Source organism: Uliginosibacterium sangjuense (assembly GCF_059132465.1).
The window spans coordinates 2,705,764-2,725,074 of record NZ_CP101132.1 but is presented as its reverse complement, the minus strand read 5'-3'; the positions used below and the strand labels follow the sequence as shown (position 1 = coordinate 2,725,074).

Genomic DNA, 19,311 nt, shown 5'->3' with positions numbered 1-19,311 from the left:
CGGCCTGATCAGGTGATTGGAAAGGCGTAAGGATACCTTGCGGCTGCGCGCTGAGGCATGACGAAGCCGGGTGGGCCGTTTGATGCCCGTTGTGGGGAGGCGCGTAGCAAACCACACGGCCGTCATTCCCGCGCAGGCGGGAATCCAGCGTCTTTCGAGATGCCGTGAAAGGCCAAGTCACTGGGTCCCTGCTTTCGCATGGATGACGGGGTTGGCGGACCTTGCGGAAGTGGGCCTGCAGCCGGGGGACGGGTGAAATCGGGTGACATGTTGGGGGGCAGGCGTCAAGTATGGCGGGGCGCTTCCGATATTCCAGGATGGGCCGTGGAGCCGGGGAGCGCAGCATGCGAGGCAAGGGTGTGTGGGTGACGTTCGGCGTGGTGCTGGCGGTGGCGGCCACGCTGGCCGGCTGGCTGGCCCATGGCGGGCTGGGCTGGCGCTTCGTGCTGGCGGGGCTGGCGGTCGGTGTGTTCGGGGCCTGGGGGGCGCAGCGCTTCTCGCGCACCCTGGGGCGTAGCGGGGCGATTGCGACAGCGCTGGATGGCATGAGCGCGGATGGCGACCTGACGCGGCGGGTGATGGAGGGCGAGGGGGAGTCCGGTCGCGCAGCGGCGGCGGTGAATCGTTTCGTCGTGGCCATGCAGGGCATGCTGGGCAAGATCGTGCAGGACGCGCAGCGGGTCAGCGATTCCTGCTCGGTGCTGCGCGAAGAGACGGAGGGCGTGCTGGCGGCGGGCGCAGCACAGACGGCAGCGGCGCAGACGACCAGCCAGGCCATCGTGCGCATGCGCGAACAGGTACGCGCGGCCAGCGCCGAGGTGGCTGAGGCTGGCTCCCTCGCCGAGCAGGCCTGTGCGCTGGCCGAGGACGGCGACCGCACGGTGCGCGAGGCGCAGGCCAAGATCGAGTCGTTGGCGCAGACGGCGGTCAGCTCGACCGAGCGGGTGACGCGCCTGGGCGAGCGCAGCCAGCAGATCGCCCGCATGATTGCGGAGATTCACGAGATTGCGGACCAGACCAATCTGCTGGCGCTGAACGCGGCGATTGAAGCGGCCCGGGCCGGCGAGCAGGGGCGGGGTTTCGCAGTGGTGGCCGACGAGGTGCGCAAGCTGGCCGAACGCACGACGCGGGTGACGGCCAGCATCACCGAGATCACCGACGGCATGCGTGCCGACACGGCCGAGGCCATCGAGGTCATCGGCAAGGGCAGCGAGCAGGCGCGCGACGGGGCGCACAGCACGCAGCGCGTGGCCGAGTCGCTGAGCGCGATCTTCACCGGCGCTGCGCGCACCCGCGACCAGGTGCAGCGCATCGTGCATGACATGGACTTGCAGGTGGCCGCGAGTGAAGCGCTGGAGGCCGAGGTGCAGCAGATCCTGCGACTGACCGAGGAGAACGCGGCACGGGTCGAGGTGGCGGCCAGGCACCGCCGCACGCTGGAGCAACTGGCGGCCAGCATGCGCGAGGTGCAGGCCGTCTACAAGCTGGGGGCCGAGGGCGAGGTGGCGATGCGCGAGCACCGCGAGACGCCCGAGGTGGCACGCGAGGCGGCCAGGCAGATCGGCGAAGTGCTGGAGCGCGCGGTCAATGACAAGCGCATCACGCTGGAGCAGCTTTTCGACGAGCACTACCAGCGCATCGAAGGCACCGATCCACCGAAATTCCACACCGCCTTCGACACCTTGACCGATGAGCTCTTCCCTGCAGTGCAGGAGCCGCTGCTGGAGCGCCACCCGCATTTCGTCTATGCCGGCGCGGTAGACCGCCGTGGCTACTTCCCCACCCACAACAAGCGCTTCTGCCAGCCGCTGACCGGCGACCGCGCACGCGACATGGCGGGCAACCGCACCAAGCGCATCTTCGACGACCGCGTGGGCAGCCGCTGCGGCGCGCACGAGTTCGACTTCCTCACCCAGACCTATCGCCGCGATACTGGCGAGGTGATGTACGACATTTCCGCCCCCATCTACGTCTTCGGCCGCCACTGGGGCGGCTTCCGCATCGGCTTCCGCGCGCATGGCATGGCGTAGGGGGCGCAGCGACAACCCACCGAAGGACTCCGCGACCCTAGCCTAGGATTCGTTAGGCACGGCCGCTGGCATGGCCTCGGCGTGGCGCGCGGACCACACGCTGTCTGCCGGGCCGTGCTGGGCGCGGCGGGCGGCGGCGCGGGCCATCCAGGCGAGGCCGAGGCTGCCGGCCAGTGCGGTGAGGTCGACGCCCAGGCTGCTCAGGTGGGGGTGGGCCCACAGTCCGGTGCCGGGGGCCAGCCAGCCGAGCAGGCTGGTGAGCGGAATGACGAGGGTGGCGAAGCTGGCGAACCAGGGCAGGTCGACCGCGGCACGACCCGGGCCGCGCAGGAAGGCCCAGGCCACACAGCCGAAGAACACCGCGTAATACACGCCCCAGTGCCAGGCGTTGAGGTCGGCCACGGCCTCATGCAGCCACTTGCCGGCGGCGATGGAGAGCGAGATGCCGGCCACGCAGCCGAAGCACACGCCCACGGTGCCGGCGGCGAGCCAGCGGGTGTCGCTGCGCTGCACGGGCAGGGCTTCGCCCTTGCGCTGCGACTTGCGGCGCGTCTCGATCCACAGCAGGTTGCCGCTGTAGAACAGCCAGGCACCGGCCAGGCCCAGCAGGAAGTACATCCACTTCAGCGGGGTGCCGCCGAAGGTGGCGAAGTGCAGGGCGAAGAAGCTGGCGATGGTGAGGTTGGCGGCATCCTGCCGACCGGGCAGGAAGTCGGCGCTCAGCAGCTTGCCGCTGTAGGGGTCGAGGGCGACGAAGCCGCCCATGGCGCGCGGCGACAGCGCGGCGGGGTCGTTGCCCCATACCCGCACCATGGGGCGGGGCCCGTTGAGGCCCGCGTACTGCAGACCGGTGGGTTCGAAACTGGGCGAGATTTCATGCACGCGGGCCAACAGGTCCACCGGCGACACGAGCTCGGCCGCAGTGCGCGGTGCGGCCGGTGCGGGGCGCGGGCCGCCGAAGGCGCTGGCGAGCCGGCCCTGGTGGACGAAGCGGTTCTGCAGTTCATAGAAACCGTCGTGGTAGGCGAACACCACGGCGGTGATCGCCATCACGATGTGGAAGGGCAGGCTCACGATGCCGACGATGTTGTGGGCGTCGAGCCACATGCGCTTGAGGTTCTTGCCCACTCGCAGGGCGAAGAAATCCTTCACCAGCGAAGGCAGCAGCACGATGACGCCGGACACTAGGGCCAGCGCATAGAGGCTGGCGATGACGCCCATCACCCAGCGGCTGGGGTCGTTGTCGAAGGGCAGGCCCACCACGCGGTGCAGGATGTCGATGAGGTCCACGAGCTGCGAGGGCTGCACTTCGTCGATCTGCGCGCTGCCATCCGGGGCCAGCGTGGCGGTGTAACGGCGCCCGCCGAGGATGTCGTGGTCATCCTGGCCTTCCTCGGGTTCGTGCCAGCTCATGCGTGCCGGCTGGTGCTCGGTGGGCTGCAGGTTGAGCTGGAAGCCCTTGGCCGCCGCCGGGTGCGCCGCCAGGGTGCGGGCGATCAGTGCCGGAGTGTCCGCCAGCGGCACCGGCTGCGCGTAGGTGCTGGCTACTGGGGGCGAGACCCAGCGCGCCAGCGGCTCCTTGAACACGGTGAGGGCGCCGGCGTAGAAGGCGATGAAGAGGGCCAGCCCGGAGAGGATGCCGGTCCAGGTGTGGACGCTTTTGTAGATGCGGATGTAGTCGGCGCGCATGGGAGTTCCAGAGAGTTCAGTGCCGGGGCAGGCTCAGTGCGGGCGCAGCGCGAAGAGCAGGCCGAACACCAGCAGGTTGGCGCCGCCCAGCCAGAGCCAGGCGCGCAGGCCGCTGCGGAAGAAGAAGCAGCCGCTGAGCACGCCCAGCCAGATGGGGGCGATCATCCACATCATGAGTTGGGCGCGCGGGCTGGGCGCCATGCCTTGTGCTGCCAATGCGAACAGGCCGCTGCAACCGAAGGCCAGGGTGAAACCGAGCAGGGCGCCGGCGAGCGACTTGGCGAGCCAGTCGCGGCGGATCGGTGCCGGTTTGGCGGGAGTGGGCACGGTGGTGGTGGATGCTTCCGTCATGTCAGCGTGCTTTCTTTCGGTCTGCCTTGTCCGGCGCAGGGCGTAGCGCGCCCAGGTAGGGCCACAGCACGAACAGCAGCATGGCCCAGGTGATGAACACGAAGACCGCCGGCACGATCTGCAGCACCTGCAGCAGGTTCAGCAGGCCGAGCGCCAGCAGGATGAGACCCGCCACGCGGGCCGGCCGCCCCATCAGCGGACGGGCCAGCCAGCGCTGGTTGGGCGAGGCGAGGTAGAGGGCCAGGCTGCCGGCCAGCGCCAGCAGCAGGCCCAGGGGGAGGGCGGTGGCCATCAGAAGTCCATGGTGGCGGACATCTTCACCGTGCGGCCGGCGCCCAGCGTGGCGAAACCGTCGTTGAAGCGGCCGGACCAGTAGTGCTCATCGCTCAGGTTCTCCACCGAGAAGCGCAGCGTGAGCGGCTTGCCGGCGGCGCGGGTGAGGTAGCGGGCGCCCATGTCCCAGCGCGTCCAGGACGGGATTTCGAGCGTGTTGGCCGGGTCGAGGTATTGCGCGTCGGTGTAGGTGGCGCGCAGGCTCAGCGTCAGGCCGGGCGCGAAGGGCAGGTCCCACTCGGTGCCGAGGTTGGCGGTCCATTCCGGTACACCGGGTGCCTGCTTGCCGTTGTTGGCGGCAGTGGCGGCACGCACCAGCTCACCCTTGGTGTAGGCCACGCCACCCAGGATGCGCACGCTTGGGATGATCTGGCCGAACACGTTCCACTCCAGGCCCTGGTTGCGCTGTTCGCCATCTACCGCCAGTGTGGGCAGGGCGGCGCCGGTACTGACCGAAATGGTGGAGGGGCGCTCGATGCGGAACAGGCTGAAGGTGTTGGTGAAGCTGCCGTACTCCCCGCTGTATTCCCATTTCACGCCGGTTTCGGCCTGTTTGGTCTTGTAGGGTTCCAGCGTCTCGCCAGCGTTGGCGTAGGCGGTGCCGACGGTGACGCCGGGGCTCAGACCTTCGATGTAGTTGGCATACAGCGACAGTTGCGGGCTCCACGGCTTGACCACGATGCCAAGCATCGGCGTGACGGCATCCGCCTCGTAGGCCTTGGGCGTGGCGAGCTTCTGCTTCACCTCCTGCTTGCGCAGGCCCAGGGTGAGCATCAGCTTGTCGTCCAGCATGGTCAGCGTGTCGGCCAGCGACAGGCTGGTGAAGTCGTTGTCGGTGGTGCGCACCACGGCGCCGTGCGGGCCGGCCAGGCGCGGGTTGCTGATCGGGTTGTAGATGTTGGTGGTGTAGCTGGCGCTGGTGGCGACTGCGGCCAGGCCGTTGGTGACCTGCAGCGAGCTGATGCTGGCCACGACCTGGTGGGCGACGGAGCCGGTCGAGAAGCTGCCGCGCAGGCCGGTCTCCATGTTGATGCCGTGGGTGTAGCCGGCCTGGTTGTAGGTCTGGCCGGTGGCGTTGCCGTTGGCGGCGGTGAGCACCACGCGCGTGCCGTTGAGGTAGCCGTCGTAGGTGTAGCGCGCGTCACCCAGCGCCGCATAGGCGGTGAGCTGACGCCCGAGTTCCAGTTCGCCGCGCAGCGCCACGCCCTCGGTGCGTTGCTTGGCGTAGGTGCCCAGCAGGGCGTTCTTCTTCGGGTCCGGTGCGTCGACCATTTGCTTGTAGGCGCCGGTGAAGCCGTACATCAGCGGGCTGCCGTCGTACTGGTTCTGGTGCATGCTGTAGGCATCCAGCTCCATCTTCCAGCCGTTACCGCGGTAATCGAGGCCGATGAAGCCAACGTTCTCGCGCTTGTCCTGCCCTTCCAGCATGGTCTCGCCATAGCTGGTCGCGCCGTTGAAGCGCACGCCCAGGCGTTCGTCTTCACCCAGGCGGCGGCCCACGTCCAGCGCCAGGCCCAGGCGCGAATCGAATTCGAAGCTGGTGGTCAGGCTGGTGACCGGCGTGTCACCGGCACGCTTGGGCACCAGGTTGATGACGCCACCGACGGCGCCCGAGGGGGCGATGCCGGAGAGCATGGCGGCCGGGCCGCGGAACACTTCGACGCGCTCCAGGAACTCGGTCGGCACGTGCGCGCCGGGCAGCATGCCGTACATGCCGTTGAGGGCCAGCTCGGAGGAGTTCACCTCGAAGCCGCGGATCGTGATGTTCTCGGCGTTGTGCCCGTCGCTGGTGGTGAAGCGCACCGAGGGGTCGTTGCGCAGCACGTCGGCCACCGTGTTGGCCTGCTGGTCGGCCATGGTCTGCGCGGTGTAGGCGGTGACGTTGAAGGGCGTGTCCATGATGTCCACATTGCCCAGCGAGCCGATGCGCGCACCACGCGCGACCTGGCCGCCGGCATAGGCTTCGGGCAGATCGCCGGCGGAGACGAAGTGGCCTACGGCGGTGGCGGTCGGCAGCGTGACAGCGCCATCGGCGGCGCTGCTTTTGTCCTGGCGGGCCACGGTGAAGCTGCCGTTGGCCTGGCGATTCGCTTGCAGGCCCTGGCCGCGCAGCAGTTCATTGAAGCCTTGTTCGACGGTGCAGGTGCAGTTCAGACCATTGCTGCTCTTGCCCTGCAGCAGGCTGGCATCGACCGAGAATTCGACACCGGCGGAGGCGGCGAAGCTGTTCAGGGCGCGCTCCAGCGGGCCCGCCGGGATGCTGTAGTTGCGCGTGGCAGCGGCGGTCTGTGCCTGGGCGACGGACATCCCGATACCGCTGCCTCCCAGCATCAGACCTGCGACGAAGGCCATGCGCAGGGCACGGCTGATGGGGGTGAGGGCGGGCCCGGCGTGGCGGCCTGCGGCGGCGTGGCGGTACGACATGTTGCGATCCTTTCGTGGCGGAAATTCGGTGCTGCTCATCTGGTATTCCGAACGAGATCGCGAAACCCTCAATGCGGAGGTGATTTTTTTTTGGGGCTTCGTGTTTTGGCCGTACCGTACGATTCCGTCATTCCTGCGAAGGCAGGAATCCAGTGTCTTTCGAGTCACCTGACCGGGATGCAAAAGGCCACGCCACTGGGTCCCTGCTTTCGCAGGGACGACGGGTTTGGGCCTGTGCAGCGCACATCCGTCCCGTTACGCGGCCCTGCGCGGTTGCACCGTGACCCAGTAGGGCGTGCGATAGACGATGTTCAGACGCAGGGCGAGGGCGAGGTTGTGCAGGGCGCGGTCGGTGTCGCGCAGCGAGAAGACGCCGCTCACCCGCAGCTCGGCGATGGCGGGGTCGTGACGCAGCAGGCCGGGGCGGTAGCGCCCGAGCTCGGCCAGGAAGTCGGCCACCCGCATGCTCTCGGCCAGTAGCACGCCGCGCGTCCAGGCCGTCGCGCCTGGCGGAACGGGGCTGGGTGCCGTGGCGCCTTGGGCGGTGTAGTCGCTGCGCTGGTTGCGGTCCAGTTGGCGGGGCGCGGTGTCGGGGAGGTGCAGGGTGACCTGGCCTTCGAGGACGGACAGGCGCGATTGCGTCTCGTCCTGGCGGACCATGAAACGGGTGTCGGCGGCGTCGGCTGCCACTTCCACCATGCCGTGGCGGCCGCGCAGGCGGAAGGGGCGCGGCTGTGGCGCCGGGTCGGCGGCGCAGTGGACCAGCACTTCGCCCGTGTGTAGCACGATGCAGCGCTCATCGGCGGAGAAGCGCAGGTCGATGGCGCTGGCGCTGCCCAGGGTGAGGCGGCTGCCATCGGGCAGGTCCAGCTCGCGCGTCTCGCCGGTGGCACAGCGGACGTCGGCCCATTGGCGCTGCCACAGGCCGCTGTGATGCAGCATGCCGCCACTGCCGCCGACGACCAGACCCAGGCCCAGCAATTGCAATGCGCGCCGGCGCTTGAGGTAGACCTCGTCCGCCGGCTCGCGCAGCACCTGGCGGGCAAGATCGCGTGGCACATGGCTCAGCTTGTTCTCGAATGCCTGCAGTTGTGCCCAGGCGCGTTCGTGGTCCGGGTGGGCAGCACGCCATTGCGCGCAGTCCGCATGGTCGGCGGAGCTGGCCTCATCGGACCACAGGCGGGCCATCCATTCGGCTGCGCGCTGCAGGATGGCGGGCGGCACGGCGGGTGGGCTGGCGTGGGCGGGCATCTGGTGAGTCTTTTCAGGGGGCGGCATGCAGCGCCTGGTGACAGGCGATCAGGGCGCTCGCGATGTACTTCTCGACTGAGGACACGGAGACCGCGAGGCGCTCGGCGATCTCGCGGTAGCCCAGGCCGTCGAGCTTGCACAGCAGCAGGGCGCTGCGCGCCTTGGGCGGCAGGCCGTGCAGGATGGCGTCGATCTCGACCAGGGCTTCAACGACCAGCGCGCGCGCTTCCTCCGAGGGAGCCAGCGGCTCGGGCAGGTGCGCGATGGCGTCGAGGTAGGCTGCCTCGATCTGGCGCCGGCGGTAGAGGTCGATGACCAGCCCGTTGGCGATCTGGGTCAGATGGCGGCGCGACTCGTCGACCGGTGGCACGCGGCCAGTGGACATGATGCGCAGGTAGGTGTCGTGGGCGAGGTCTGCGGCGTCGCAGGCATTGCCGAGTTTCTTGCGCAGCCAGCCGCGCAGCCAGCCGTGGTGTTCGGCATAGAGCGTCGCGACCTGGTGGTGCAGGGCATGAGGAGGCGGGGCGAAATCGGAAATACATTCGGTGGCGGACACGATGACCTTCCTGTGCCTGGCTGCCGGCACTGCTCAACAAATGAGAATCATTATCATTACAGTTTGACGCAGATGCAAGCCCTGGGCGCGATAAATCCGCAGGGGCAGATGGGCTTGCGGGGCACTGGAGGGCGCGCCGTTAGTGGCGCAGCGTTACATGCGGACATCGGTGCTTTCCCGCCTTTGCGCCTTTGTGCGGCGTTGCGACAATCGCCAGCGACGAGATGGTGTGACGAGACGACGGAGGCAGGCATGGTGAGGCAGGTGCTGGTAGTCGACGGGGATCGGAACTTCGCATCCTCCTTGTCTCTCTTGCTGGAGGGGGCCGGCCTGGCGGTGAGCCAGGCGCACGACGCGGCCTCTGGTCTGGCCTCGCTGCGTGCCAGCACGCCGGATGTGGTGGTGATCGACACTGCCTTGCCCGACCGCGATGGCCTGGAGTTGGCGCAATGGCTGCGCGCGGATCCAGCGCGCGAAGGACTGCGCCTGGTGGTGACCTCGGCGCGGGTGCGCCCGGCCGAGCTGGCCAAGGCCGACGCGCTGGGGGTCGATGCCTTCTTCACCAAACCCTTCTCGCTGCGTGAGCTGTTCCAGCGCCTGGAGGCCTTTTCGTGATCCCGGCCCGCCGCGCGCCCTGGGTGGGTGTGCTGGTCGGGTGTTACGTGCTGGTACTGGTCGGGCTGGCGGCCGGGCTCGTCTGGATGCTGCTGCCGGCCGGCGAGGCGCTGGCCTGGTGGAACAGCCTGGGTCGCGCACGTCTGCCCCTGGTGCTGCTGCTGTCGATCGGGGCTGCGCTGCTGGGCCTAGGGGCGGCACTGATCCATGAGACCTATGCGGGCGGCATCGCACGCATGGCAGAGCGGGTGAGCGTGCAGATGGCCAGCGGCGATGCCAGGCCCTTGCCGGTGCGCGGGGTGCCCGAGATGCGTGCGCTGCAGGTGGCGATCAACCAATTGGCGGCCGCGCATGCCGCCGCCCTGCGTGACGTCGGGCAGCATGTCGCCCGCGCCCATGCCGAAAGCCAGGAGGAGCGCACCCGGCTGACCGCGCTGATCGGTCAGTTCCATCAGGCGGTGATCGTGTGCAATGCACAGGGACAGATCGCGCTGTACAACAACCGTGCTCGCGAGCTGTTCGACAGCGCAGGCGGCGAACAAGCCTGTTTCGTGGGCTTGGGTCGACACCTGGCGAGCCTGCTGGAACCCGGTCTGGTCGACTATCTGCAAGAGGCGGTGAGTGGGCCTGAGGACGAAGGTGCGCGGCGCGAGATCACGCTGATGAGCGCCACCCGCGGCGGGCGCCTGCTGCGCCTGCGGGCGAGCGCAATCCAGGCCGCCAGTGCGCCGGGAGACGCCGGGCTGTTGCTGATCGCCGAGGATGTCACGCGGGCCGCCGAACTGGATGCGCGGCGCGCCCGTGTGATGCAGGAAACGGTGCAGACGCAGCGCGCCGGGCTGGCCAGCATCCGCCTCGCGGCCGAGGCCTTGCACGCCTTGCCGCAACTGTCGGCGGAGGAGCGAGTGCGTTCGCTTACCGTGCTGCGCGACGAGGCCGATCGCCTGTCGCGCCAGCTCGCCGACGTGATGGCTGGCCACGCCGAGCTGTGGAGCGCGGGCTGGCAGCTTGATGGCATGCAGGGCACTGCGCTGCTGATGGCGGCCTGCCGTCGCATCGAGGCGCGTACCGGGCTGATCTGCCAGGTGGAATACGCCGAGTCCGAGCTGTGGCTGCGTACCGACAGTTTCAGCCTGATCCAGGCGCTCAGCTTCCTCGCGCGGCGCATCAGCGAGGCCTGCGATCTGCGCGAGCTGCGCTTGCGTCTGACGCGGCAGGAGGCGATGGCGCACCTGGACATCGTGTGGCTGGGCACCGCGCTGTCCAGCGAATCCGCGCTGGGCTGGGAACTGGAACCGATGACCCTGGGCGGCGAATCCAGCCCGCTCACGGTGCGCGAAGTGGTGGAACGCCACGACGCCGAACTGGTGTACCAGCGTGACCGGGCGAGCACGCGTTCCTGGTTCCGCTTCCTGTTGCCGGCCTACGATTCGGCTGGGGACGACACGCCCACGGTGGCCACGCCGGACGGAGAGGGGAGTGGCCGGCCGGAGTTCCACGACTTCGACCTGTTTGCCGCGGGCGCGCGCCAGGTGGCGATGGACGATCTGCCCCTGGAACGCCTGGCCTACACCGTGTTCGATACCGAGACGACCGGGCTCGACCCCTCGGGAGGCGACGAGATCATCCAGATCGGTGCGGTACGCATTCTGCATGGCCGTCTGCTACGTGAAGAGCGCTACGAGCAACTGGTCGACCCCCGGCGCCCCTTGTCGCCCGAGTCCATCGCGGTGCACGGCATCACGCCGGACCGCTTGCGTGGCCAGCCGGGCATCGACGCCGTGTTGCCGCGCTTCCATGCGTTCGCCGCCGATACCGTGCTGGTCGGCCATAACGTCGCCTTCGACCTGCGTTTCCTGCAGTTGAAGGAGGCGCAGTGCGGCCTGCGCTTCGAGCAGCCGGTGCTGGATACCCTGCTGCTGTCGGTCGTGTTGCATCCCAATCACGACTCGCATCGCCTGGAGGCGATTGCCGAGCGCCTGGGGCTGGGCGTGGTGGACCGCCACACGGCCCTGGGCGACGCGATGCTGACCGCGCAGGTGTTCCTGCGCATGATTCCGTTGCTGGCCCTGCGCGACATCCATACACTCGGCCAGGCCCGCGCCGCGAGCAAGGAAACCTGGCATGCCCGTATCCGATATTGAGCGCTCCGAGGCGGGCGTCTCGGTGTTCTCATTGATGCAACCCCTGCGCAGTCTGATCCGTCGCGCGCCGGTGATCTATGCGCCCGGCACACCGCTGCGCGTGGCGCTGGAGCACATGCACCGCGAGCGCATCGGCTCGGTGGTGGTGGCGCGGGGTGACGACATGCGGCCACTGGGCGTCGTGACCTTCAGCGACGTGCTGGGGCGCATCGTGCTGCAGGGCGGCGATCTGGGCGTGCCGCTGGAACAGGTGGCCAGCACCCGTCTGGTGACTTTGCCGGGCGATGCGACCGCGCATGACGCCGTGCTGGCGATGGCGCGTGGCGCGGTGCGTTACGTGCTGGTGCTGGAGCCGGGCAGCGGGCGCCTGGTCGGTGTGGTGTCGCGCGGTGATCTCTACAGCACGCAGCGGATCGCCTCGGAAGATGTGGTGAACCAGGTCATCTCGGCGCGCAGCATCAGCGAGCTGGCGGTGGCGGCAGCCGAGACGCGCCACTTCGCCAACCGCCTGGTGTCGCAAGGCCTGTCGGCTGAACAGGCGATCCAGTGGATCACTTCGCTCAACGACCTGGTGAGCCTGCAGGCCATCGACCTCGTGAAGTCGCGTTTCGAGCTGCCCGAGGTGCCGTGGTGCTGGCTGGCCTTCGGCTCGGAGGGGCGTTTCGAGCAGACGCTGGCAACCGATCAGGACAATGGGCTGATCTTCGCCGTGCCCGCCGGACAGGATGCGGAAACGCTGCGTGCCGTCTTTCTGCCTTTCGCCCAGGCGGTGAACCAGGCCCTGGATGATTGTGGCTTCCCGCTGTGCCGTGGCCAGATCATGGCCGGCAATCCGCAGTGGTGCATGTCGGAGGACGAATGGCGCGGCTGCTTCGCCACCTGGATCGCCTGTGGCGACCCCAAGGCCTTGCTCAATGCGAGTATCTTCTTCGACTTCCGCTGTCTCTACGGCGAAGGCGGGCTGGCCGGCAGCCTGCGCGAATGGCTGTTGGGTGAGACGCGTGCCAGCAGCATCTTCCAGCGCCTGCTGGCGATCAACGCGCTGCAATGCCAGCCGCCGCTGGGCCTGATCCGCGCCTTCGTGCTGGATCGCAAGAACGACCCGCCCAACACCATCGACCTCAAGCAGACCGGTACCCGGCCCTACGTCGACGCCGCGCGCCTGTATGCCCTGGCCAATGGAGTTGGCGCGACCGGCACGGTGGAGCGTCTGCGTGCGCTGTCGCGCCTGCCCAGCTTCCAGGGCGACGACCTGCAGGCCGCCATCGATGGTTACCTGCTGGTGCAGCGCTTGCGCCTGGTCAACCAGCAGCGCGCGGGGGGGCATGACAAGGCGGTCAACCGCCTCAACCCCTATCGCCTCAATGCGCTGGAGCGACGCTTTCTGCGCGACGCCTTCGGTCAGGCCAAGCGTCTGCAGCAGCGCCTGAAGGCTGACTATCGCGTGTGACCATGCCCAACACGCGCCTGATCACCGACACCCGCAAGCAGGGCCGCCTCTATGTGCTGTTCGCGCTGGGCTTCGGCCTCTTTGTCGCCCTCATGGCGGCGGCCGAGCACATGGGCATGCCCTCGCACTGGATCGGCTACACCTTCCTGCTCGCCACCATCGTCATCTATGCGGTGATCGGGGTCTACAGCCGCACCGCCGACGTGGTCGAGTACTACGTCGCCGGGCGGCGCGTGCCGGCCATCTTCAATGGCATGGCCACGGCGTCGGACTGGATGAGCGCCGCCTCCTTCATCGGCATGGCCGGCACGCTGTACCTCGCCGGCTTCGATGGCCTGGCCTTCGTGATCGGCTGGACCGGCGGCTACGTGCTGGTCTCGCTGCTGCTGGCGCCCTATCTGCGGCGCTTTGGCGAGTACACGATTCCGGACTTCCTCGGTGCGCGCTTCGAGGGCAGCATCCCGCGCCTGATGGGCGTGGCCGCGGTCATGACCGTGAGCTTCGTCTACGTGGTGGCGCAGATCTACGGCGTTGGCCTCATCACCAGCCGTTTCTTCGGCATCGACTTCGAGATCGGCGTGTTCGTCGGCCTCGGGGGCGTGCTGGTGTGCTCCTTCCTGGGCGGCATGCGTGCAGTGACCTGGACCCAGGTGGCCCAGTACATCGTCATCATCGTGGCCTACCTGACGCCGCTGGTGATCCTCGCCTACAAGATCACCGACCTGCCCGTGCCTTACCTGGCCTATGGCCAAGTGCTGCAGTCCCTGAGCGACTCGGAGAAGCGCTTGCTCGACGATCCGGCCGAGCTGGAGGTGCGGCGTGCGCTGGAGCGCCGCATCGTGCAATACCAGGCGCGGCTGGATGCGCTGCCCGAGTCGCTCGACAACGAGCGCAAGCTGCTGCTCGCCCGTCTGGAGTACCTGCAGGACCGCAATGCGCCGGCGCGCGACATCGGCAATGTGCAGCGCCAGTTGCGCGAACTGCCGGCCACGGTCGAGCAGGCCAAGACGCTGTGGGAGCACGAAATCCAGGAGGCGCGCAGTCGTTCGCGTCCGCCAGTGCCCCATTCGCAGGCCTACACCGGCAACTCGGCGCAGAGTCCGGAGCAGGCCCGTACCAATTTCATCGCCCTGGTGTTCGTATTGATGATCGGCACGGCTGGCCTGCCACACGTGCTGACGCGCTACTACACCACGCCCGGCGCGGCCGCGGCCCGGCGCTCGGTGTTCTGGTCGCTGCTCTTCATCCTGCTGCTGTACCTGGCCGCACCGGCTTACGCGGTCTTCGCCAAGTGGGAGGTCTATCACAACCTGGTGGGGGCAGCGATCACCGAGCTACCAGGCTGGGTGGCCTCCTGGGGCAAGATCGGTCTGGTCAAGGTAGAAGACATCAACCTCGATGGCGTGCTGCAACTGGGCGAGCTGTCGCTCAACCCGGATGTCATCGTGCTCGCCACGCCGGAGATCGCCGGCCTGCCTTACGTCGTCTCGGCCCTGGTCGCCGCCGGTGGGCTGGCGGCCGCGCTGTCGACCGCCGACGGCCTGCTGCTGACCATCAGCAGTGCTTTGTCCCACGATGTGTACTTCCGCCTGCTCAACCCGCAGGCCCCCACGCCACGCCGCCTGCTGGTCTCCAAGGCAACCCTGATGGTGGTCGCCATCGTCGCGGCCTGGGTCAGCTCCCTGCGGCCAGACAGTATCCTGCTCACCGTCGGCTTCGCCTTCTCGCTGGCCGCCGCAGCCTTCTTTCCGGCGCTGGTGTGCGGCATCTTCTGGGCGCGCGCCAACCGCTGGGGCGCGATCGCCGGCATCGTGGCCGGCCTCGTTGTCACCCTGAGCTACGCCTTGCGCACCCACCCCTTTTTCGGCGGCAGCATGGACAACGCCTGGTTCGGCGTGATGCCCATCTCCAGCGGGGTGTTCGGTGTGGCGGCCGGCTTTGCGACCCTGGTGGTAGTGAGCCTGCTCACTCCGCCGCCGGGAGCGCAAGCCCATGCGCTTCTGGCCCGGGTGCGCAGCCCGCTGCCCAATCTGCCTGACGACCAAGAAGATCCGGGGGCTTGACGGCGCGGCGGAGCAGGGCTTGAGGTGCTTGGGAAAGCTGCTATACTCGCGCCTCTTCGCGGAGAGGTGGATGAGTGGTTTAAGTCGCACGCCTGGAAAGCGTGTGTAGGGTAATACTCTACCGCGGGTTCGAATCCCGCCCTCTCCGCCAGGCCTGACTTGCTGTCATCTGCCTGATCCGGAATTAAAAAACGCGCCGCTCGGGCGCGTTTTTCGTTTGTGGCTTGCGTAGCCCTACTGCTTGCCGGTGCTCCCGAAGCCTCCCGCGCCACGTTCGCTGGCGTCGAAGTCATCCACGACGTTGAAACCAACCTGCAGCACAGGCACGACCACCAGTTGCGCAATGCGGTCCAGGGGCTGGATCGTGAAAGCCTCCTTCCCACGGTTCCAGGTCGACACGAAGATCTGGCCCTGGTAGTCAGAGTCGATCAGTCCCACGAGGTTGCCCAGCACGATGCCGTGCTTATGACCCAGGCCCGAGCGCGGCAGGATCATCGCGGCCAGGCCGGGGTCGGCCAGGTGGATGGCCATGCCGGTGGGGATCAGGACGGTGTCGCCCGGGTTCAGGGTCACCGCTGCGTCGAGGCAGGCGCGCAGGTCCAGGCCGGCGGCGCCGGCCGTGGCGTAGTGGGGCGGACTTTCCTTCAGTCGGGGGTCGAGCAGTTTGACGTCGATGCGATGCATGTTCAGTGAAAGGTGAAGGGTTGAGAGGAGGGGGTGTCAGGCCAGCAGGCTGGCCAGATGCGCCACGATGCCACGCGCGACTTCCTGCTTGTCGGCCAGTGGAAGTGGGTGGCGGCCATGCGCGTCGAACAGCACGACCTGGTTGGTGTCGCCGCCCATGCCGTCCTGCACCAGATTGCCGACCACCAGTTTGAGGTGCTTGGCATTGAGCTTGCCAAGGGCATAGATGTCGAGGTCCTGGCTCTCGGCCGCGAAGCCCACGCAAAACGGCGCATTGGGCAGGGCCGCAACCTCCGCCAGGATGTCCGGGTTGCGCACAAGTTCGAGTTTCAGCGTGTCGGCATTCTTCTTGATCTTCTGCTCTGCCGCCTGTGCGGGACGGTAGTCTGCGACGGCGGCGACTCCGATGAAAATATCCGTCTGGCTCAGGTTGGCCAGCACCGCGTTGCGCATCTGGCTGGCCGACTGCACGTCGATGCGCTTTACGTTGGCCGGCGTGGCGAGGCTCACCGGGCCGCTGACCAGCAGCACCTCGGCGCCGGCCTGGGTCAGGGCGCGCGCCAGGGCGTAGCCCATCTTGCCCGAGCTGATGTTGGTCAGGCCGCGCACTGGGTCCAGCGCCTCGAAGGTGGGGCCGGCGGTCATCACGACACGCTTGCCGGCGAGCGGTTTGGGCTGCAGCGCGCTGGCGACGATCTCGTAGATGTCCTGCGGTTCCAGCATGCGGCCTTCGCCGACTTCACCACAGGCCTGCTCGCCACTGGCTGGGCCGATGGTGTGTATGCCATCGGCGCGCAACTGCGCGACATTGCGCTGCGTGGCCGGGTTGCCCCACATCTGCAGGTTCATGGCCGGTGCAACGTAGAGCGGGCAGTCGCGGGCAAGACACAGCGCGGATAGCAGGTCGTCGGCCATGCCATGCGCCAGCTTGGCCATGAAGTCGGCCGTGGCCGGCGCGATCAGTGCGAGATCGGCTTCACGTGTGAGATTGATGTGCGCCATCCCGTTCGACATGCGGGTGTCCCACGGATCGGTCCACACCGTGCGGCCTGTGAGGGCCTGAAAAGTCAGCGGCGTGATGAAGTGGGTGGCGGCCTCGGTCATCGCGACGTCGACCTGGGCGCCGGCCTTGATGAACAGGCGCACCAGCTCGGCTGCTTTGTAGGCCGCGATGCCGCCGGTCACGCCCAGCATGATTGTCTTGCCCGTCAGTTCAGTCATGGTGCATTGCACGCTGCAGGAGAATGCCGCGATTCTATCCCCAAGGAGAGGCGATCCATGGCGATCACCGATTGGCCCGAGCAGGAGCGGCCACGCGAGCGCCTGATGGCGAACGGCGCCGCCGCCCTGTCCGATGCGGAGTTGCTGGCGATTTTTTTGCGTGTGGGCGTGCGCGGCAAGAGTGCGGTCGACCTGGCGCGCGACCTGCTGGCGCATTTCGGAAGTCTGACGCGCCTGTTCTCGGCGTCCTGCGCGGAGCTGTCACGCATCCACGGCATGGGTGACGCCAAATACGTCCAGTTGCAGGCTGTGCTGGAGATGGCGCGTCGCGCCCTGGGCGAGGCGATGCGCGAGCGCGACAACCTGGGTTCGCCGGCCGCCGTGCGAGACTGGTTGCGCCTCAAGCTGGCCAGCCTGCCGCACGAGGTCTTCATGATCCTGTTGCTGGATGCGCAGAACCGTCTGATCCATTCCGAGGAGCTGTTCCGCGGCACACTGACGCAAACCTCCGTGTATCCCAGAGAGGTGGTCAAGCTGGCCCTGGCTCATAATGCGGCGGGTGTGGTGCTGGCGCACAACCACCCTTCCGGGACGGCCGAGCCGAGTCAGGCGGACGAGTTGCTGACCCGCTCACTGAAACAGGCGCTGGGTCTGGTCGATGTCCGGGTGCTGGACCATTTTGTGGTGGCGGGCAGTGCAAATCCCTTGTCTTTTGCCGAGCGCGGGCTGTTGTGAGCCAGTGGCGCGGACCAGATAAGCCTTGCACTTGGCTAAATGCCTGTATTAGAATCGAGAGCTTTTCGGAACCAGCCGAAGAATTCACTGAGTGCGGAGCGAGAAATGTCTCGAGTGTGTATCGTGACGGGCAAGGGCCCGATGGTGGGCAACAATGTGTCCCACGCCAATAACAAGACCAAGCGTCGTTTTCTGCCGAACCTGCAGAACCGTCGTTTCTGGCTTGAAAACGAACAACGTTTCGTGAGCCTGCGCGTTTCCAACGCCGGCCTGCGTACCATCGACAAGAAGGGTATCGAAGTCGTTCTGGCCGAGCTGCGTGCGCGCGGCGAGAAGGTCTGATCGGTTTCCCCCAGGACGGAGTAAGAGAAAATGGCTAAAGGCGGTCGCGAAAAGATCAAGCTGGAGTCCACTGCGGGCACCGGCCACTTCTACACCACCAACAAGAACAAGCGCACCACGACGGGCAAGCTTGAGTTCATGAAGTACGACCCGGTGGTGCGCAAGCACGTGGTCTACAAGGAAACCAAGCTCAAGTGAGCGCGGGCGCCGATCTAGAATCGGCGTGACCTGGCTGGTTCCAGTGTTTGCGATGACACCCGCCCCTGGCGGGTGTTTTCGTTTCGGATTGCAGAGTTTGTCGAGCCGGCGGTGTGCCGGCGGGAGGGGGCAGGATGAGTCACGCTTCAACCGAAAACCTCAACGTCGTTTCCTTCGATCGCATGCCCTCGCCGGGCGAGATCAAGCAGCGCGTGCCGCTGTCGGACAAGGCTGCGAGTGTGGTGCATGCCGGTCGCCAGACCGTGATGCGCATCCTCGATCGGGTCGATCCGCGGCCGATCGTCATCGTCGGGCCCTGTTCGATCCACGACCCGGTGGCCGGCCTGGACTACGCACGCCGCCTCAAGGTCCTGGCCGAGGAAGTGCAGGACACGCTGTACGTGGTGATGCGTGTCTATTTCGAGAAGCCGCGCACGTCCACTGGCTGGAAAGGCTTCATCAACGATCCGCGCATGGACGACAGCTTCCACATCGAGGAAGGCATGGAGCGCGGCCGCAAGTTCCTGCTCGATGTGGCCGAGATAGGCCTGCCGGCGGCGACCGAGGCACTCGACCCGATTGCGCCGCAGTACTACGGTGACCTTGTGAGCTGGACGGCGATCGGCGCGCGCACCGCAGAGTCGCAGACGCACCGCGAGATGGCCTCGGGTTTGTCCACGCCGGTGGGTTTCAAGAACAGTACCGATGGTTCGCTGGAGGCGGCCGTCAACGGCATCCTGTCCGCCTCGCATCCGCACAGCTTTCTGGGGCTCAGCGAGTCCGGCGAGTCCGCTGTCATCCGCACCCGTGGCAATCGCTACGCCCATTTGGTGCTGCGTGGCGGCGGCGGGCGCCCCAACTACGATACGGTGTCGGTGTCCATGGCGGAGCAGGCGCTGGCCAAGGCCAAGCTGCCGCAGAATGTGGTCATCGACTGCTCGCACGGCAACTCCTGGAAGAAGCCGGAGCTGCAGCCGCTGGTGATGAAGGACGTGGTGACGCAGATCCGCAACGGCAATCGCTCCATTGTGGGCCTGATGATCGAGAGCCATCTTGAAGCGGGCAACCAGCCGATACCGGCCGACCTGTCGCAACTGAAGTACGGCTGCTCGGTGACCGATGCCTGCGTGGGCTGGCCCACCACCGAAGAGATGCTGCGCGATGCGCACCAGGCCCTGCGCGAACTGATCGCCGCGCGTGCTGCCTGATTCCGAAACATTCCTAG

At 67.3% G+C, this 19,311-nt stretch carries 17 protein-coding genes and 1 tRNA gene; 10 read left to right on the top strand and 8 right to left on the bottom strand.

All coding sequences use genetic code 11. From position 1 onward, the window contains the following. Positions 1–344 precede the first annotated feature (344 nt). A complete protein-coding gene (locus NMB43_RS12625; protein WP_494348517.1) occupies positions 345–2,030 on the top strand; it encodes a methyl-accepting chemotaxis protein in 1,686 nt (561 codons plus the stop codon). A 42-nt stretch (positions 2,031–2,072) separates the two neighbouring features. Here the strand turns inward: NMB43_RS12625 and NMB43_RS12620 are convergent, their stop codons facing one another. From NMB43_RS12620 to NMB43_RS12595, 6 genes are all read right to left on the bottom strand, one after another. Next, complete coding sequence (locus NMB43_RS12620; RefSeq protein ID WP_494348516.1) at positions 2,073–3,719, bottom strand: PepSY-associated TM helix domain-containing protein; 1,647 nt, start codon at positions 3,717–3,719, stop codon at positions 2,073–2,075. A 33-nt stretch (positions 3,720–3,752) separates the two neighbouring features. After that, positions 3,753–4,070, bottom strand: a complete 318-nt coding sequence (locus tag NMB43_RS12615; RefSeq protein WP_494348515.1) for a hypothetical protein — start codon at positions 4,068–4,070, stop codon at positions 3,753–3,755. 1 nt (position 4,071) lies between these two features. Then, positions 4,072–4,362, bottom strand: a complete 291-nt coding sequence (locus NMB43_RS12610) for a hypothetical protein (protein WP_494348514.1) — start codon at positions 4,360–4,362, stop codon at positions 4,072–4,074. Next, complete coding sequence (locus NMB43_RS12605; protein ID WP_494348513.1) at positions 4,362–6,827, bottom strand: TonB-dependent siderophore receptor; 2,466 nt, start codon at positions 6,825–6,827, stop codon at positions 4,362–4,364. Before NMB43_RS12605 ends, NMB43_RS12610 begins: the two co-directional genes overlap by 1 nt. 255 nt (positions 6,828–7,082) lie before the next feature. After that, positions 7,083–8,105 (bottom strand): FecR domain-containing protein, encoded by a 1,023-nt coding sequence (locus tag NMB43_RS12600; RefSeq protein WP_494348512.1) that lies wholly within the window; start codon positions 8,103–8,105, stop codon positions 7,083–7,085. Then, positions 8,092–8,634 (bottom strand): sigma-70 family RNA polymerase sigma factor, encoded by a 543-nt coding sequence (locus NMB43_RS12595; RefSeq protein ID WP_494348511.1) that lies wholly within the window; start codon positions 8,632–8,634, stop codon positions 8,092–8,094. The genes NMB43_RS12600 and NMB43_RS12595 overlap by 14 nt, the downstream gene beginning before the upstream one ends. Before the next feature lie 252 nt (positions 8,635–8,886). On the opposite strand from NMB43_RS12595, the gene NMB43_RS12590 reads away from it, so the two are divergent. The 5 genes from NMB43_RS12590 (at position 8,887) to NMB43_RS12570 (ending at position 15,057) form a co-directional block, all read left to right on the top strand. Next, positions 8,887–9,249 (top strand): response regulator, encoded by a 363-nt coding sequence (locus NMB43_RS12590; RefSeq protein ID WP_494348510.1) that lies wholly within the window; start codon positions 8,887–8,889, stop codon positions 9,247–9,249. Then, complete coding sequence (locus NMB43_RS12585; protein ID WP_494348509.1) at positions 9,246–11,393, top strand: exonuclease domain-containing protein; 2,148 nt, start codon at positions 9,246–9,248, stop codon at positions 11,391–11,393. Before NMB43_RS12590 ends, NMB43_RS12585 begins: the two co-directional genes overlap by 4 nt. Further along, positions 11,374–12,843: a DUF294 nucleotidyltransferase-like domain-containing protein gene (locus tag NMB43_RS12580; protein WP_494348508.1), complete on the top strand. Its 1,470-nt coding sequence runs from the start codon at positions 11,374–11,376 to the stop codon at positions 12,841–12,843. Before NMB43_RS12585 ends, NMB43_RS12580 begins: the two co-directional genes overlap by 20 nt. A gap of 2 nt (positions 12,844–12,845) precedes the next feature. Further along, a complete protein-coding gene (locus NMB43_RS12575; protein ID WP_494348507.1) occupies positions 12,846–14,906 on the top strand; it encodes a sodium:solute symporter family protein in 2,061 nt (686 codons plus the stop codon). 60 nt (positions 14,907–14,966) lie between these two features. Next, positions 14,967–15,057 (top strand) — tRNA-Ser (locus NMB43_RS12570). A gap of 83 nt (positions 15,058–15,140) precedes the next feature. Here the strand turns inward: NMB43_RS12570 and dut are convergent. Next, positions 15,141–15,590 (bottom strand): dUTP diphosphatase, encoded by a 450-nt coding sequence (dut, locus tag NMB43_RS12565; RefSeq protein WP_494348506.1) that lies wholly within the window; start codon positions 15,588–15,590, stop codon positions 15,141–15,143. Between the two features lie 36 nt (positions 15,591–15,626). Then, complete coding sequence (gene coaBC, locus NMB43_RS12560) at positions 15,627–16,811, bottom strand: bifunctional phosphopantothenoylcysteine decarboxylase/phosphopantothenate--cysteine ligase CoaBC (RefSeq protein ID WP_494348505.1); 1,185 nt, start codon at positions 16,809–16,811, stop codon at positions 15,627–15,629. Positions 16,812–16,868: 57 nt separating this feature from the next. On the opposite strand from coaBC, the gene radC reads away from it, so the two are divergent. The 4 genes from radC (at position 16,869) to NMB43_RS12540 (ending at position 19,294) form a co-directional block, all read left to right on the top strand. Beyond that, a complete protein-coding gene (radC, locus tag NMB43_RS12555; RefSeq protein WP_494348504.1) occupies positions 16,869–17,546 on the top strand; it encodes a RadC family protein in 678 nt (225 codons plus the stop codon). Positions 17,547–17,651: 105 nt separating this feature from the next. Then, a complete protein-coding gene (rpmB, locus tag NMB43_RS12550) occupies positions 17,652–17,888 on the top strand; it encodes a 50S ribosomal protein L28 (RefSeq protein ID WP_494348503.1) in 237 nt (78 codons plus the stop codon). A gap of 30 nt (positions 17,889–17,918) precedes the next feature. Beyond that, positions 17,919–18,086 carry a 50S ribosomal protein L33 gene (gene rpmG, locus NMB43_RS12545; RefSeq protein WP_494348502.1) on the top strand — a complete coding sequence of 56 codons (168 nt, stop codon included), beginning with the start codon at positions 17,919–17,921 and terminating at the stop codon, positions 18,084–18,086. Between the two features lie 134 nt (positions 18,087–18,220). After that, entirely contained in the window at positions 18,221–19,294 is a 1,074-nt protein-coding gene (locus NMB43_RS12540; protein ID WP_494348501.1) for a 3-deoxy-7-phosphoheptulonate synthase, read from the top strand. The last annotated feature ends 17 nt before the right edge of the window (positions 19,295–19,311 follow it).

Excerpts from the sequence above, each read along its gene's own strand:
- rpmG (WP_494348502.1), top strand. The coding sequence starts at position 17,919 with ATGGCTAAAGGCGGTCGCGAAAAGATCAAGCTGGAGTCCACTGCGGGC.
- NMB43_RS12580 (WP_494348508.1), top strand. The coding sequence starts at position 11,374 with ATGCCCGTATCCGATATTGAGCGCTCCGAGGCGGGCGTCTCGGTGTTC.
- rpmB (WP_494348503.1), top strand. The coding sequence starts at position 17,652 with ATGTCTCGAGTGTGTATCGTGACGGGCAAGGGCCCGATGGTGGGCAAC.
- radC (WP_494348504.1), top strand. The coding sequence starts at position 16,869 with ATGGCGATCACCGATTGGCCCGAGCAGGAGCGGCCACGCGAGCGCCTG.
- NMB43_RS12615 (WP_494348515.1), bottom strand. The coding sequence starts at position 4,070 with ATGACGGAAGCATCCACCACCACCGTGCCCACTCCCGCCAAACCGGCA.
- coaBC (WP_494348505.1), bottom strand. The coding sequence starts at position 16,811 with ATGACTGAACTGACGGGCAAGACAATCATGCTGGGCGTGACCGGCGGC.
- NMB43_RS12605 (WP_494348513.1), bottom strand. The coding sequence starts at position 6,827 with ATGTCGTACCGCCACGCCGCCGCAGGCCGCCACGCCGGGCCCGCCCTC.
- dut (WP_494348506.1), bottom strand. The coding sequence starts at position 15,590 with ATGCATCGCATCGACGTCAAACTGCTCGACCCCCGACTGAAGGAAAGT.
- NMB43_RS12590 (WP_494348510.1), top strand. The coding sequence starts at position 8,887 with ATGGTGAGGCAGGTGCTGGTAGTCGACGGGGATCGGAACTTCGCATCC.
- NMB43_RS12540 (WP_494348501.1), top strand. The coding sequence starts at position 18,221 with ATGAGTCACGCTTCAACCGAAAACCTCAACGTCGTTTCCTTCGATCGC.
- NMB43_RS12625 (WP_494348517.1), top strand. The coding sequence starts at position 345 with ATGCGAGGCAAGGGTGTGTGGGTGACGTTCGGCGTGGTGCTGGCGGTG.
- NMB43_RS12575 (WP_494348507.1), top strand. The coding sequence starts at position 12,846 with ATGCCCAACACGCGCCTGATCACCGACACCCGCAAGCAGGGCCGCCTC.
- NMB43_RS12610 (WP_494348514.1), bottom strand. The coding sequence starts at position 4,362 with ATGGCCACCGCCCTCCCCCTGGGCCTGCTGCTGGCGCTGGCCGGCAGC.
- NMB43_RS12620 (WP_494348516.1), bottom strand. The coding sequence starts at position 3,719 with ATGCGCGCCGACTACATCCGCATCTACAAAAGCGTCCACACCTGGACC.
- NMB43_RS12600 (WP_494348512.1), bottom strand. The coding sequence starts at position 8,105 with ATGCCGCCCCCTGAAAAGACTCACCAGATGCCCGCCCACGCCAGCCCA.